The following is a 13,825-nucleotide window of genomic DNA, read 5'->3' on the forward strand; positions in this document are numbered from 1 at the left end:
GTGGCAGCAGTGAAATTGCGACCACAGCGACCACTACAGTAAGTGCTCCTGGAACATACACTTTAGAAGTAACGAAAGAAAGTACAGGTTGTACAACTACTACGACTACCACGGTTGGCACAGACTACTCTCAACCCGAAGGCGTGGTTGCTAGCAACAACGGCCCACTTACGTGTGAGACTTTAAGCGTAGAGCTGACAGGATCCACGACCACGACAGGCGTGAGCTACCGTTGGTTAAGTGGCAGCAGTGAAATTGCGACCACAGCGACCACTACAGTAAGTGCTCCTGGAACATACACTTTAGAAGTAACGAAAGAAAGTACAGGTTGTACAACTACTACGACTACCACGGTTGGCACAGACTATTCACAACCAGAAGGTGTGGTTGCCAGCAACAACGGCCCACTTACGTGTGAGACTTTAAGCGTAGAGCTGACAGGTTCCACGACTACAGCAGGCGTGAGCTACCGTTGGTTAAGTGGCAGCAGTGAAATTGCGACCACAGCGACCACTACAGTAAGTGCTCCTGGAACATACACTTTAGAAGTAACGAAAGAAAGTACCGGCTGCACAACTACCACGACTACTACGGTTGGCACAGACTACTCACAACCAGAAGGTGTTGTTGCCAGCAACAACGGCCCGCTTACGTGTGAAACTACCAGTGTAGAGCTGACAGGATCCACGACCACGACAGGCGTGAGCTACCGTTGGTTAAAAGGCAGCAGTGAGATTGCGACTACAGCAACCACTACAGTAAGTTCCCCTGGAGCATACACTTTAGAGGTAACGAAAGAAAGTACCGGCTGTACGACTACCACGACTACCACGGTTGGCACAGACGATTCTCAGCAGCCCGTTTGTAGTATAAATGTACCACTTGATCCTCTGGAAGAATTTCAGGAAGAGACATTAACTGCCATCCCTGAAAATGATGTTTCATATTCCTGGTCCATTAGTGGTAAAGGATGGGCGATAATCTCAGGCGAGAATACGCCAGAACTTGTTTATGTGGTGGGGCAAGGAGGAACGAGTGCTACTTTTACACTTACGACACAAAACAATGTCACAGGCTGTTCCAACACTTGTAGTATTACGCTCAGAGCTGAGGAAGAAGCTTTTAAACAATCTTTAAACAATAGTAATAGTTTTACTATGAAATCATATCCTAATCCTTTTATAGAAAATACGAAGATAGAGTTTATGTCCAGAAAAGATGATTTTGTCACTGTTAGACTTTATACATTGAATGGAGTGTTTATTAATACTTTACTTAAATCGGAAATTAGGGGTTTTGAAACATATACTGTTTTGATTGATGGAGGCGACCTGCATTCGGGAGCGTACTATTGTGTTATTACTACAAGAGATAAGGTTTACACGAAGAAATTATTGCTTCTCAATCACTAACTTTTGACAGTTAAGAATATATAATTATTAAAATGAAGTAGGATCATGTTTAAATAGATAATCCGGAGAATGGCAGGGTTACATTGGTGTGCAACAAACAAGTGGTAGGCCGTGTGATCTTGTCATTTTTAAATTTATTATATTTAGCAGCTTGTCCAATTATTCTTTAGGCAGATAGAGCAAGGCTGAAGTTGTCAACTTCAGCCTTGCTCTATCTTTTTGCGTATCTTTGTTTGATACTATTATTAAATTTATAAATAAGCTGAATGAATTAGGCATCCCGATAGCCATTAGAACCAACTGAGTATGGATATTAGGTTTAAAAAGGATGATTGTGGGGCTTACTAGTAGTTGAGCTATTCCATTTAACCATTAAAAAAAATTATATATAATGAAACTTCAAAAGATATTTGGGCCTGTACTTCTTGTATTAGGAGTAGCCAGTTTGATATATGGCTCTCTACTATTTGTAAATGATGACAATGGCAACTGGAAGTCTTTGGTTGTGCTTTTTGTGCTGGGGCTTATCTTCTTTACTTCCGGGTTGGGGATCATTAAAAACATAAGAGATAAGGAATAGCTAAGAAGCAATTCCTAAACGTGCTTTTATTATGTTTAGCTTCAAAATTAGAAGGGATAAGAACCAATCTTCCTGAAAATAGCTTAGTTTCTATAGTAATTAGAAAAAGAAATCAAAAAATATTTAGTTTTTTAAACAGTGTTCAATTATATTTGTTCGTATAATTTATTATGGGTATAGCAGATCGTAAAATAAGGGAAAAGGAAGAATTAACAAGACAGATACTTGATGCTGCAAAAGCCTTATTTATTGAGAAAGGTCTGCATAAGACTTCTATCAGGAATATAGCTGATCGAATTGAGTACAGTCCCGGGATCATTTACCATTATTTTAAAGACAAAAACGAGATTTTCCATGCCATTCACACTGAAGGTTTTATTGAATTGAGAAGCAGGTTGCAAGTATTGGCTTCTGTTGAAAATCCAATGGAAAGATTGAAGGCATTAGGTACAATTTACATTCAATTTGCTCTTGAAAACAGTGATATGTATGATTTGATGTTTATCATTGAAGCCCCTATGGATTATTTGAATGATACAAATACTCCTTGTTGGGATGAAGGAATGAGTGCTTTTGATGCTCTTAAGAGCACAATAAAGGAGTGTATGGATTTGGGACACTTCCAGGGTCAGGAGTTAGAACCTTTGACTTTTATGATTTGGTCGACTGTACATGGAATGGTTTCTTTAAAGATCAGACAAAGGACAAATGTTATTGATCCTGAAGAGGTGGAACATATTGTAGATAATGCATTTAAAGCATTTAAAATAATGCTGGATAAAGTATAAAAAAATTTACCCATATATTAAACACTGTTAAAAATAAATACGTTGTAATAAAATGAAACATGCAATACTCAAAAATGCGCTTGCTGTCCTTCTTTTTTTTGCTGTTTTGCAAGAATCGTATGGGCAGTCTATTCTTGATGATTACATCACAGAAGGCCTGCAAAACAATCTTGTCCTTAAGAATAAAAACATTGATTTGAATCAAAGTTTGCTTGCTCTTAAGGATGCGAGAAGTTATTTCCTCCCCTCTTTGGATTTGGGGGCAACCTATAATCTTGCACAAGGAGGAAGAGTGATCGATTTCCCTGTCGGGGATTTGTTGAATGATGTTTACAGTTCTTTAAATGCATTGTTGGACCAACAGCAATTTCCCCAACTGGAAAATGTACAGGAGCAATTTCTACCCAATAATTTTTATGATGCAAGGGTGAGGGTCAGCTATCCGGTACTTAATAAGGATTTATATTATAATAAGCGGGTGAGAGAGGAAAGTGTACAACTGGAAGAATATGAAGTGAAAATTTTTGAAGCTGAATTGGAAAAGAACATCAAACAGGCATACTACAATTTTTGTATGGCACATACCGCTATAGAAATCCTTGAAAATTCTCAATTACTGGTGGAGCAAAACCTTAAAGTCAACCAATCACTTAAGGATAATGGCAAAGCCTTACCTGCCCAGTTGCTAAGGGCTGAAAGTGAGCTGGAAAATATTAAATCACAACTGATAGAAGCTAATAATAAACTACAAAATGCCACTTATTACGTTAATTTCCTGCTTAACCGATCTTTAGATGCTTCAGTCAAATTTGAAGAACCAGGCCTTGATGAGGGTATATATTTAAATCTTTTACAGGAAAAAGATCATAGCAGAAGAGCAGAAATCCTGAAAATCAATAAAGCGCAGAACATCCAGCAGCACTTATTGAGATCCAATCAGAATTATGCCATTCCTAATGTGAGTGCCTTTCTGGACCTGGGACTTCAAGGATTCAATTTTGAGGTGAATGAACAGAGTCGCTATTATCTTTTTGGCCTTCAACTGTCCATGCCACTATTTCATGGTGGTCGCAACAAAAATGCAATCAGTAGCTCCCAACTTAATCTGGAAAGCCTGAACCATCAGGAAGCATTATTGAATAGCCAAATAGAAATGGCCATTCGTACTTCCAAAAACAATATCAAAGCTTCGCAAGCAGCTAAATCTTCAGCTGAATCGAATTTAAAAGCTTCAACAGCCTATCTCAAGCTGTTGGAAAAAGGCTACAGGGAGGGGGTTAATTCTCTCATAGAGTTTATTGATGCACGCAATCAATACACCAATGCTGCTTTAAAAGTGAGTATAGCAAATTATAACCTCTTGAATGCTATAGCAGATCTGGAAAGGGAATTGACTTCCCTTCAATAATCATGGTTCTATTTATTCTAAATACATCAACATTAAATATTTCTAAATTATGAACACTTCAAAAACAATAAAAGGTCTGATCACCTTTAGCATTTTGCTGGGCTTGGTGATAAGCTTGGGAGCTTGCAGTACATCAGAAAGCAAAGACAAGGTTGAAATTCCGGTTGACAAAATTCCGGTAAAGGTTTGGACTATCGAAAAGTTTCAAGGAACTATACCGCTTCATGGATCCGGGCAATTTACCACCGAGGATGAAACTATTCTATCTTTTAAAACAGGGGGTATTATCAGTGAAATACATGTTTCAGAAGGAGATTATGTTCGGAAGGGCCAAACATTGGCTAGTCTGGATTTAACAGAAATCAATACGAGTGTGATTCAGGCTCAATTAGGCTATGAAAAAGCGCTTAGGGATTATGAACGTATACAGCGTTTGTTGACGGATAGTGTAGCTACTTTAGAACAATCACAAAATAGCAAAACAGCCCTGGATATTGCTGTGCAAAGTTTGAAAGCAGTCCAATTCAATAAGGAGTATTCAGAGATCAAGGCACAAAAAGATGGTTATGTTTTAAGAAAATATGCCAATTCCGGACAACAGATAGGATCAGGATCTCCCGTTCTACAAGTGAGTGGTGCCGTTAAGGATAATTGGAAACTAAAAGTGGCATTAAGTGATAAGGATTGGGCTTTGGTTTCAGAAGGGGACACTGCTCACATTCATACTTCAGTTAATCCTGAGAAAAGCTATTTGGCTGAAGTGAGTAGCAAAGCAAGGCAGGCAAATCCTATGACGGGCACTTATTCAGTGGAACTAAAATTCAGGAATGATGCCCCGGCCTATCTGGCCAGTGGCATGTTCGGAACTGCTGATATCTACAGTGCTCAATCTACAAAAGCCTGGAATATCCCTTATGAGGCCCTTCTGGATGCCAATGGAGGGTATGGGTTCGTATTCGTAACAGAATCCGGTGAAACAGCCAAAAAAGTATCTGTTAAAGTGGGTAAAATCTATCCTGATAAGGTGCAAATACTGGAGGGTTTGGAATCTTATTCAAAGCTAATCATTTCTGGTAGTGCTTATTTAAATGACAATTCTTCCATTTTAATCCAACAATAAGATGCGTATCTCGAATTTTGCTGTAAAGAACTATCAATTTACACTGGTGATTTTTATCATGACCATTGTATTGGGCCTTACAACCTTCTTTAATATGCCCCGGAGTGAGGATCCTTCCCTTGAATCCCCCCAATTTCCAATTGTAGTAGTTTATCCCGGTACCAGTCCAAGTGATATAGAAGAACTGGTGGTGGAGCCATTGGAGAAAAGGATTTATGCTTTGGAAGACATCAAAAGGATCAGAACCAGTATTAATGATGGAGTGGCAGTCCTTAATGTGGAGTATAAATATGAATCCAATGTGAATGATAAATACCAGGAATTGGTAAGGGAAGTCAATAGTATGAGGGAACAACTTCCCAGGGATATTTTTAGTATTGACATCAATAAGATTACTCCCTCAGATGTAAATATTTTACAAATTGGGCTGATTAGTGAGAACAGTTCCCGCGAATCACTGAAGAAATATAGTGAAAGGTTGCAAGACGAACTGGAGAAGATCAATGCTTTGAAAAACGTGGAAATCCATGGTTTGCCCGATGAAATTGTCAGGATCGATCTGAAGCTTGATAAAATGGCTCAAATGAATGTGCCATTACAGGCTGTAATTGGCAGCATTCAAAGTGAGATCGGAAATATTCCCGGGGGTACTATTGAGGCAGGGAATAAAGCTTTTAATGTAAAAACAAGTGGCAATTATAAAAGCCTGGAAGAAATAGCGAATACTTTAGTGTATTCTATTCAGGGGAATAGCATTGCTCTTAAGGATATTGCCAATGTGCATATGGATTTTGATGAAAACAAGCATATCACAAGGCTTAATGGCTACAGGTCGATATTTGTGACTGCTGCCATGAAAGAGAATAGCAATATTTCCCAACTTCAGGAATTGTATCTGCCCGTAATTGAAAAATTCAAAACTACACTACCTGCAAATATAGATTTGGCACTGGCCTTTGATCAGGCAGAGTTTGTCAACAAAAGATTAGGCGGATTAGGCTTTGATTTTATGATTGCCATTTTATTGGTTTCCATTACTTTGCTCCCATTGGGTAATCGAGCAGCTTTGATTGTAATGATTTCCATTCCACTTTCCCTTGCAATAGGTTTAGTGTTGTTAAATATGATGGGGTATAGCCTCAACCAACTCAGTATAGTAGGTTTGGTGGTAGCCCTTGGTTTATTGGTTGATGATAGCATTGTGGTAGTTGAAAATATAGAACGATGGTTGCGTGAGGGGCACTCCAAAATGGAAGCCACATTATTGGCTACCAAACAAATTGGGCTTTCTGTTGTGGGCTGTACGGTCACACTTATAATTGCTTTTATGCCACTGGTATTTATGCCGGAAGGGGCAGGGGATTTTATTAGAAGTTTGCCTATGGCCGTGATTGTAAGTGTTTTGGCCTCCATGCTGGTTTCTTTGACAATCATCCCTTTTTTATCAAGCCGGGTATTGAAGCAACATGGCCCTGAATATAAAGGAAATATGTTTCTAAGATCCCTGCAAAGCCTGATTTCCAAAAGTTATGCCCCCTTATTGGAAAGATCTTTGAAAAAACCTGTGCAGACATTATTGATAGCCATAGTTATTTTTGGGGGCTCACTGGCTTTGTTCCCTGTAATTGGTTTCAGCCTTTTTCCTGCCTCGGAAAAACCACAGTTTATGATTAACGTTCTCACGCCTATTCAAACAAGGATAGGGGAAACGGATGCGATTTCCCGTGAGATAGAGAAAGTATTAAAGGAGATTCCTGAAGTGGAATTTTTCTCCACTAATGTGGGAAAAGGTAATCCCAGGGTGTATTACAATGTGATCCAGGAAAATGAAAGAACAGATTTTGCCCAGCTTTTTGTACAACTGGAAGCCAGTACTTCCACACAAAGAAAAACCGAAATCACAGAATATTTAAGGGGAAGATTTAATGCATTTGCAGGTGCGAAAGTAGAGGTGAAGAACTTCGAACAAGGACCTCCAATCAATGCTCCCGTGGAAGTAAGATTAGCTGGTGACAACCTGGATAGTTTGAGAATGCTGGCTGGGAAAGTAGAAGATATGCTTCGGGAAACAGAAGGAACACTTTATATAGGCAATCCAGTAAGTAATTTAAAGACAGATATAAAAGTGGCTTTTCAAAAGGAAAAAGCCCGGGCTTTAGGAGTGAATATTTTAGAGGCAGACCGAGCCGTTCGCTTGGCTATAGCCGGCTTAAAAATGGGCACTTATTCTGATGTCAACGGAGATAAAAGGGAAATTGTAATTACCAGTCCCAAAATAGAAAGGGCGTCTCTGATGAGTTTTGATAATTTATTCATCAACAATAATCAGGGTGCAGCTATTCCTATCAAGCAAATAGCTGACTTGGAACTTGAAAGTTCACCATTATATATTGATCACTATAATAAAATAAGAACTGTTTCTGTAACAGCATTTGTTGCAGAGGGCTTCTTGGTAGATAGAGTGATCAATGAGGTGATTGCCAAAATGGAAGCATTGCAATTACCTTCAGGATATTCATACAAAATGGCTGGTGAGGTTGAATCCAGGGAGGAGTCATTTGGTGGATTTGAAACAGTAATTATTGTGACGGTATTCATGTTTATTGCCGTTTTGATTTTACTCTTTAAAACATTCAAAAGTACCATTATTGTACTTTCAGTTATTCCTTTGGGTATTGTTGGAGCTGTAATGGCTTTATGGATGACCGGAAATTCTTTAAGTTTTGTAGCTATCATTGGCTTAATTGCCCTGGCAGGTATTGAAGTGAAGAATTCAATCCTATTGGTGGATTTTACCAACCAGTTGAGGGCAGAAGGGAAACCTTTGGATGTGGCTATCCGGGAAGCAGGGGAAATCCGATTTTTGCCAATCGTTTTAACAACATTGACAGCTATTGGAGGCTTAATGCCAATTGCCTGGTCTACCAACCCACTGATATCTCCTCTGGCTATCGTGTTGATTGGAGGCTTGATCAGTTCCACTTTGCTTTCAAGAATTGTAACACCTGTTGTATATAAACTATTGCCTCCGAAAATTACAGTTCATGGAAGAGAATGAAATAATTGGAATTAGGCATCGTTTTTGAAGGGTCAATAAAAATAAAGGAATAAAGAGTAGTAAAATAATGATGAAATAACAGCATATGAAAAACATTTCAAATTTTAAAAAGATTATCAATGTGTTTCAGCACTATGGAATAGCACTGACCGGAAAGAGGAAATCCGCTAATTTCTATAGTGGGCTTCATATGGAGAGGGTTTTTGTGGAAGGGTTGATTTTCGAACTGGAATATAGCTTGAAGAGAGAATTGGAGGAAAGCAAAGTGAGAAATGTAGAAACTCCGGAGCAACTCATCAATTATTTTGTTAACAGATAAATTGGCAGTAAAATAACCATTCTAATAGGTGGAAATCTCAATAAGAAGTTCTGCTATAAAAACTGTCTGGCGGATTGAATAAACAATCTGCCAGACAGCTAATCCAACATAAAATTACATCCTGCTTCTCATTCAAGGAATGGTTCTTCCACCGCTTCAATATTTTCAATAGTTACAGCATTTTTTTCAATATAATCCGTCACCAGCTCAATTATCTTGGGAGAACGTAAATTATGGCCAAGTCCTTTGGTGCTTACTAATGAGGAATTTTTCCAGCTTTTTGAAAGTGCTTCCGCATTAATATAAGGCGTTTCTAAGTCATCTTTATCATGAATAATTAGTCCAGGTATATGAATGTTTTTCGCGAAAAGAGAAGCCTCAATGAATTCCAGATCAAGCTTTACATACATTTGAAATTCATTCTTGATGAGTTGAAACGTACGTGCATTCAACCCTAAACTTTCCTGATAGAACGTTAAAAAATCATCTACTTTCCCGGGAGTAGCCATGGAAACAATTTTACCTATACTTAGGTGGGGGTATTGTGCCAATGCATATAATACAGACATGCTGCCAATAGAATGGGACACAACTGTTTCAAAGCCATTATACTTTTTGACCAGTTTTGATAAAAGGTAAGCATTTAACGGTACGGTAAATTGTTTACCACTGCTAAGTCCATGGCCTGGGGCATCGTAGGCTATGATAGTATACTCAGAGAGCGGTAATTTTTCAATATATTTCTTCCATCGGAACGAGTGGCTTTGCCAACCATGCATAAATAATACATTTTTCGGGCCATGTCCCCATTGGTATACTTTGATGTTAGTGCCATTAAAGTTGTAGTTGGTGGAACTAGCACCAGCTAAAAAATCCAGATGGTGTTTTTTAAGTTTTCCACCAAAAGGAGTGCAGAATATTCGAAAGCCTTTTTCACCGGCTTTTTTTGGAGAAATACGGGCCAGAAGATTTAAATAAATACCAATGCTGCGTAGAATAATTTTTTTCATTTGTCTTTTTATTTAAGATACCATTCGGTATCTGTTTGTTCAAAAAAATATTAGATAGAATTAAGTTGCATAAAAGATTATTATTGGGTACTAAATATCAGGCACTTACTACAGGTTCCCGATTATTGCCTAATAGGCTCTATTTAATTAGAAATCAGATCAATTTGTAACTGCAAATGAGCAATTACTCTTTTTATATCTGTATGTTGTTTTCTTAGTTTACTTAAAAGTACTCCCCCTTCCAGGGCTGCTATAAATACTGTTGAAAAGCTTAAAGGATCGGTATTTTTCTTTATCTGACCATATTCTATGCCTTTTTGAATGATTTTCTGCAAGGCGAATTGTAAGGAGTCCAATAACTCAATTACTTTTTGATTAAGGAATGGCTTAGTGTCATCTGATTCAACACCGGCATTTAAAATAGGACAGCCTCCTTGAATAATTGGGCTATGGATGTAGTTAAGGAAAAAATGACAAATTGCCCTTAGTTTGTCTGGTGCATTGTTTTCATTCTTTATTACCCTACTAAATTCTTTCTGAATAAGTAGGGATATGTAAACAAAAGATTTCTCTTCCAAATCATTTTTATCTGCAAAATGACGGTAAATAGCACCTTTGGTTAAACCTGTTGCTGTGGTGATATCGCTCAAAGAAGTAGCTTTAAAGCCTTGTACATTAAAAAGGCCTGCCGATACGGATAGTATTTTTTCTTTGGTGCTTTCAGTATTTCGCATACACGAAGATACCAGTCGGTATCTTAAAATCAAAATATTATTCAATAAAAATAAATTGTGGAACTTCTATTAGAAGTTATTGAAATTAGTGATCCGAAAACCAAAATTAATAGAAGTAGGCATTCTGTTATCTACTATGGCTTCAATAGGCAGCCAATAAGTATACATAAACTCCAATTCAATCTTACGGGTAATGAAAAACTTGGTACCGGCTCCTACTTCATAAGGCAAATTAAGCATTACAAAAGGACCAAATCTTTTAGCCAATAAGGTTCCTGCAAAAACCCTGGCGTAAGGAAATATATCACCTGAAAGCGGATACCATGCCCCTATATTTCCGAAAACCATGTACTTGCCTTTTATAACATGTTCATAAAACAGATCAGAATTCACAATCCAACCTTCCTCTAAATTTCCGGTAGGGATGTAAACTGCCTGCTGAAAAGTAAATCGCTTATTTTTAAAAGGTTTAGTTCTTAACCTTGGCCCAAAATGGGTAAGCCCATGGCTGAATTGCGTATCAAATTCATTGCCCATGATATTATTACGAACATTGGCATCCATAAATTGAAAAACCTTGAATGGGGAAGCTGATCCTGCATCATTAACAATATTTGATTTGTATAAAAAATCAAACCCATAATTTAAGTTATGATCACTTCCTACTGTAATCTGAAGAAAGCTCGTATTGAAGCTACTTCTTCTGTCAGCTGTATTAAATTGAGGTTCTATTTGTGTATATAGGTTATTATAAAACTTAGCTTCCCATTTGCCTTTACTCATAAACAAACCTCCGGTAAATACATTAATATCGTCATTATTAGATTCCTGGGCTGTTATATAGCTTATGAATGTTAATTGAATGAAAACAATAAATAACAGCTTTTTCATAATTATAAAGTGATTTTTTCCTGGCTCCGGGTTAATAGTTTGTTGTTAGTTAATTGCTAATATCACTTTATTATTGTCTGTCATTTGTCATACAAAAGACTTTTTGAGGGATTACTTTTCGATACTAATCAGACCATTTTTTAACGTGATACTTTTGTGATGCTTATTAACTTTATTTACATCTAAATTTTGCCATCGGCATAAAATCGAGTATGAAAAAAGTTTTGATTATTGAAGATGATATCGACCTAAGTAATTTAGTGCAAATCCATTTGAAGGATTTAGCTTATGATATGCAGGTAGCTCATAATGGTAAAAAAGGCTTTGAGATTGCAAATTCATCAGAGTTTGATCTCATTATTCTGGATATCATGTTACCTGAAATGGATGGCATTAGTATTTGCCAAAAGTTAAGAGCCTTAGATAATTTCACTCCCATTTTAATGATAACAGCCAAGTCGGAAGAAATAGATAAGGTAATGGGTTTGGAGTCCGGGGCCGATGATTATATTACCAAACCTTTTAAAATCAGGGAGTTTATAGCCAGGGTAAAAGCCATTATGAGAAGGCAGGATCATTTTTTAATGCTCTCACAAAAAGAGGGGATATCGCTCAAATTTGGCCAATTGGAAATAGATGAAACTAAGAGAAAAGTTCTTTTACATAAAAAGCGGATAGAGCTTACACCCAAGGAATTTGATCTTTTAACTATGATGGCCAGAAATCCGGGAAGAAGTTATAGCAGGTCGGAGTTATTGGAATTGGTTTGGGGCTATGATTTTAGCGGCTACGAACATACTGTTAATGCGCATATTAATCGCCTGAGGGCGAAGATAGAAGAAGATGCCAATAACCCCATCTATATTTTAACCACATGGGGCGTTGGCTACCGCTTTAATGATGAATGGTAGAAGATAATGTTGTTTAGTTAAGACAATCTCCTTCTCTCTTCGGAGAAGGAATAAAGGTTGAGGCCTTAGAAAAAACTTAACTAAACAACATTACAACAGAAATTCAAAAAAACACTAAAATATGAGAAGTCTCTACTGGAAAATTTCCCTTGCTTTCACCTTGGTGCTTTTAGTCATCGCTTTTTCTTATATGCTCATAACTACGCAAGCTGCCAAAAATTATTTTATGCACACCACCCAAAAGCTTAATGCCTCCGTGGCAGATTATTTGGTGGAAGAAGTTTCTCCATTTAAAAATGGGAAGGTCAATGAAGAGGCTTTAGGAACTATTATGCATTCCATGATGGCAGTAAATCCTGGCATAGAAGTGTTTTTGCTTAATCCTTCCGGAGAAATACTTTCTTACGTAGTGTTGGACTCCAAAGTGAAATTGAAAAGAGTGAATCTTGACCCCATAAAGCAATTTATAGCTTCTTCGGGAGAGCATTTTATTGTGGGTGACGACCCACGCTCTACAGATTATAAAACAATTTTCTCAGCCACTGAAATTTATGAAGAGGATAAACTTCTGGGTTATGTATATATTACTTTAGCCAGCGAAAAATATGAAGAAATAGCTTCAAGCTTGTTAGGCAGCTATTGGTTAAAGCTAACATTCAATTCTTTTGTCATTGCCTTAATAGTGGCATTATTAATAGGGTTAGTGCTTACTATTTTGTTAACCCGTAATCTAAGAAAAATCGTGAAAACTGTTAATCAGTTTAAAGAAGGCAACCTGAAGGCACGTATACCTGCAATGAAATCTCAATCTGAATTAGCCATGCTGGCAAGTACATTCAACCAAATGGCAGATAGCATTTTACACAATATGGAGTCTTTGCAAAATGTAGATAACCTGCGTAGGGAACTAATTGCCAATGTTTCGCATGACTTAAGAAGTCCCTTAGCTATCATTAATGGTTATGTGGAAACCCTTATGTTAAAAGGTGATAGAATTACCAGTGAGGAACGAAATGAATACTTGAAAATCATCAATAGTTCTACAGATAAATTAACAAAACTGGTAGCAGACTTATTTGAGCTTTCTAAATTGGAATCCGGACAGATGCAATTGAAACTAGAGCCCTTGAAAATACAGGAACTCCTCTACGACTCTTGCCTTAAATATGAATTACTGGCAAAAACCAAAAACATCACCTTACAAGCGGAAATTTCCGAGTCTTTACCCTCTGTGAAGGCCGATTTATATTTGATAGACAGGGTAGTGCAAAACCTGATTGACAATGCGGTAAAGTATGCCCCTGAAAATGGATCGGTAGTTTTAAAAGCTTATTACTGCAATACCAGCCATAGGGTTTGTGTTAGCATTAAAAATTCCGGTGATGGCATACCGGAGAAAGATTTGTCTGCCATTTTTGACAGATACTATATGGTAGATAAAGAAAAGAATAAGATTGAAGGAGCAGGTTTGGGGCTGGCTATTGTAAAAAAGATTTTAGAAATTCATGATTCGGAAATTAAAATTATTTCGGATTCTTCTTCCTTTACTGAATTTGTATTTGAATTGAATCCGCAGCTTCATTTCAATTAGTAC

The 13,825-nt window shown here is 37.4% G+C and carries 12 protein-coding genes; 9 read left to right on the forward strand and 3 right to left on the reverse strand.

The annotated features are described in order from the left end of the window. From JKA74_RS16090 to JKA74_RS16120, 7 genes are all read left to right on the forward strand, one after another. The coding region (locus JKA74_RS16090; RefSeq protein WP_201432251.1) for a T9SS type A sorting domain-containing protein at window positions 1-1,412 on the forward strand (1,412 nt) is incomplete at its 5' end. Window positions 1,413-1,803: 391 nt separating this feature from the next. Beyond that, entirely contained in the window at window positions 1,804-1,992 is a 189-nt protein-coding gene (locus tag JKA74_RS16095; RefSeq protein WP_201432252.1) for a hypothetical protein, read from the forward strand. Between the two features lie 170 nt (window positions 1,993-2,162). Further along, window positions 2,163-2,780, forward strand: coding sequence for a TetR/AcrR family transcriptional regulator (locus JKA74_RS16100; protein WP_201432253.1), 618 nt, complete (start codon window positions 2,163-2,165; stop codon window positions 2,778-2,780). Between the two features lie 52 nt (window positions 2,781-2,832). Beyond that, on the forward strand, window positions 2,833-4,188 hold the full coding sequence (locus JKA74_RS16105; protein ID WP_201432254.1) for a TolC family protein: 1,356 nt from the start codon (window positions 2,833-2,835) through the stop codon (window positions 4,186-4,188). A gap of 49 nt (window positions 4,189-4,237) precedes the next feature. After that, window positions 4,238-5,308: an efflux RND transporter periplasmic adaptor subunit gene (locus JKA74_RS16110; protein ID WP_201432255.1), complete on the forward strand. Its 1,071-nt coding sequence runs from the start codon at window positions 4,238-4,240 to the stop codon at window positions 5,306-5,308. Window position 5,309: 1 nt separating this feature from the next. Continuing rightward, window positions 5,310-8,366, forward strand: a complete 3,057-nt coding sequence (locus tag JKA74_RS16115) for an efflux RND transporter permease subunit (protein WP_201432256.1) — start codon at window positions 5,310-5,312, stop codon at window positions 8,364-8,366. Window positions 8,367-8,451: 85 nt separating this feature from the next. Continuing rightward, window positions 8,452-8,685 carry an acyl carrier protein gene (locus tag JKA74_RS16120; RefSeq protein WP_201432257.1) on the forward strand — a complete coding sequence of 78 codons (234 nt, stop codon included), beginning with the start codon at window positions 8,452-8,454 and terminating at the stop codon, window positions 8,683-8,685. Window positions 8,686-8,813: 128 nt separating this feature from the next. On the opposite strand, the gene JKA74_RS16125 is transcribed toward JKA74_RS16120, so the two are convergent. From JKA74_RS16125 to JKA74_RS16135, 3 genes are all read right to left on the reverse strand, one after another. Beyond that, a complete protein-coding gene (locus JKA74_RS16125; protein ID WP_201432258.1) occupies window positions 8,814-9,695 on the reverse strand; it encodes an alpha/beta fold hydrolase in 882 nt (293 codons plus the stop codon). Window positions 9,696-9,838: 143 nt separating this feature from the next. Beyond that, window positions 9,839-10,429: a TetR/AcrR family transcriptional regulator gene (locus JKA74_RS16130; RefSeq protein WP_201432259.1), complete on the reverse strand. Its 591-nt coding sequence runs from the start codon at window positions 10,427-10,429 to the stop codon at window positions 9,839-9,841. A 69-nt stretch (window positions 10,430-10,498) separates the two neighbouring features. Then, window positions 10,499-11,320, reverse strand: a complete 822-nt coding sequence (locus JKA74_RS16135) for a hypothetical protein (RefSeq protein ID WP_201432260.1) — start codon at window positions 11,318-11,320, stop codon at window positions 10,499-10,501. A 212-nt stretch (window positions 11,321-11,532) separates the two neighbouring features. Between JKA74_RS16135 and JKA74_RS16140 the strand changes: the two genes are divergently transcribed. Next, window positions 11,533-12,231 carry a response regulator transcription factor gene (locus JKA74_RS16140; protein ID WP_201432261.1) on the forward strand — a complete coding sequence of 233 codons (699 nt, stop codon included), beginning with the start codon at window positions 11,533-11,535 and terminating at the stop codon, window positions 12,229-12,231. A gap of 121 nt (window positions 12,232-12,352) precedes the next feature. Further along, window positions 12,353-13,822, forward strand: a complete 1,470-nt coding sequence (locus JKA74_RS16145; protein WP_201432262.1) for a sensor histidine kinase — start codon at window positions 12,353-12,355, stop codon at window positions 13,820-13,822. Window positions 13,823-13,825: the final 3 nt, after the last annotated feature.

Origin of the sequence: Marivirga aurantiaca (genome assembly GCF_016679925.1) — a bacterium.
Lineage (GTDB): Bacteria > Bacteroidota > Bacteroidia > Cytophagales > Cyclobacteriaceae > Marivirga > Marivirga aurantiaca.

Coding starts and splice junctions, on each gene's coding strand:
- JKA74_RS16095 (WP_201432252.1), top strand. CDS start 1,804: ATGAAACTTCAAAAGATATTTGGGCCTGTACTTCTTGTATTAGGAGTA.
- JKA74_RS16100 (WP_201432253.1), top strand. CDS start 2,163: ATGGGTATAGCAGATCGTAAAATAAGGGAAAAGGAAGAATTAACAAGA.
- JKA74_RS16105 (WP_201432254.1), top strand. CDS start 2,833: ATGAAACATGCAATACTCAAAAATGCGCTTGCTGTCCTTCTTTTTTTT.
- JKA74_RS16110 (WP_201432255.1), top strand. CDS start 4,238: ATGAACACTTCAAAAACAATAAAAGGTCTGATCACCTTTAGCATTTTG.
- JKA74_RS16115 (WP_201432256.1), top strand. CDS start 5,310: ATGCGTATCTCGAATTTTGCTGTAAAGAACTATCAATTTACACTGGTG.
- JKA74_RS16120 (WP_201432257.1), top strand. CDS start 8,452: ATGAAAAACATTTCAAATTTTAAAAAGATTATCAATGTGTTTCAGCAC.
- JKA74_RS16125 (WP_201432258.1), bottom strand. CDS start 9,695: ATGAAAAAAATTATTCTACGCAGCATTGGTATTTATTTAAATCTTCTG.
- JKA74_RS16130 (WP_201432259.1), bottom strand. CDS start 10,429: ATGCGAAATACTGAAAGCACCAAAGAAAAAATACTATCCGTATCGGCA.
- JKA74_RS16135 (WP_201432260.1), bottom strand. CDS start 11,320: ATGAAAAAGCTGTTATTTATTGTTTTCATTCAATTAACATTCATAAGC.
- JKA74_RS16140 (WP_201432261.1), top strand. CDS start 11,533: ATGAAAAAAGTTTTGATTATTGAAGATGATATCGACCTAAGTAATTTA.
- JKA74_RS16145 (WP_201432262.1), top strand. CDS start 12,353: ATGAGAAGTCTCTACTGGAAAATTTCCCTTGCTTTCACCTTGGTGCTT.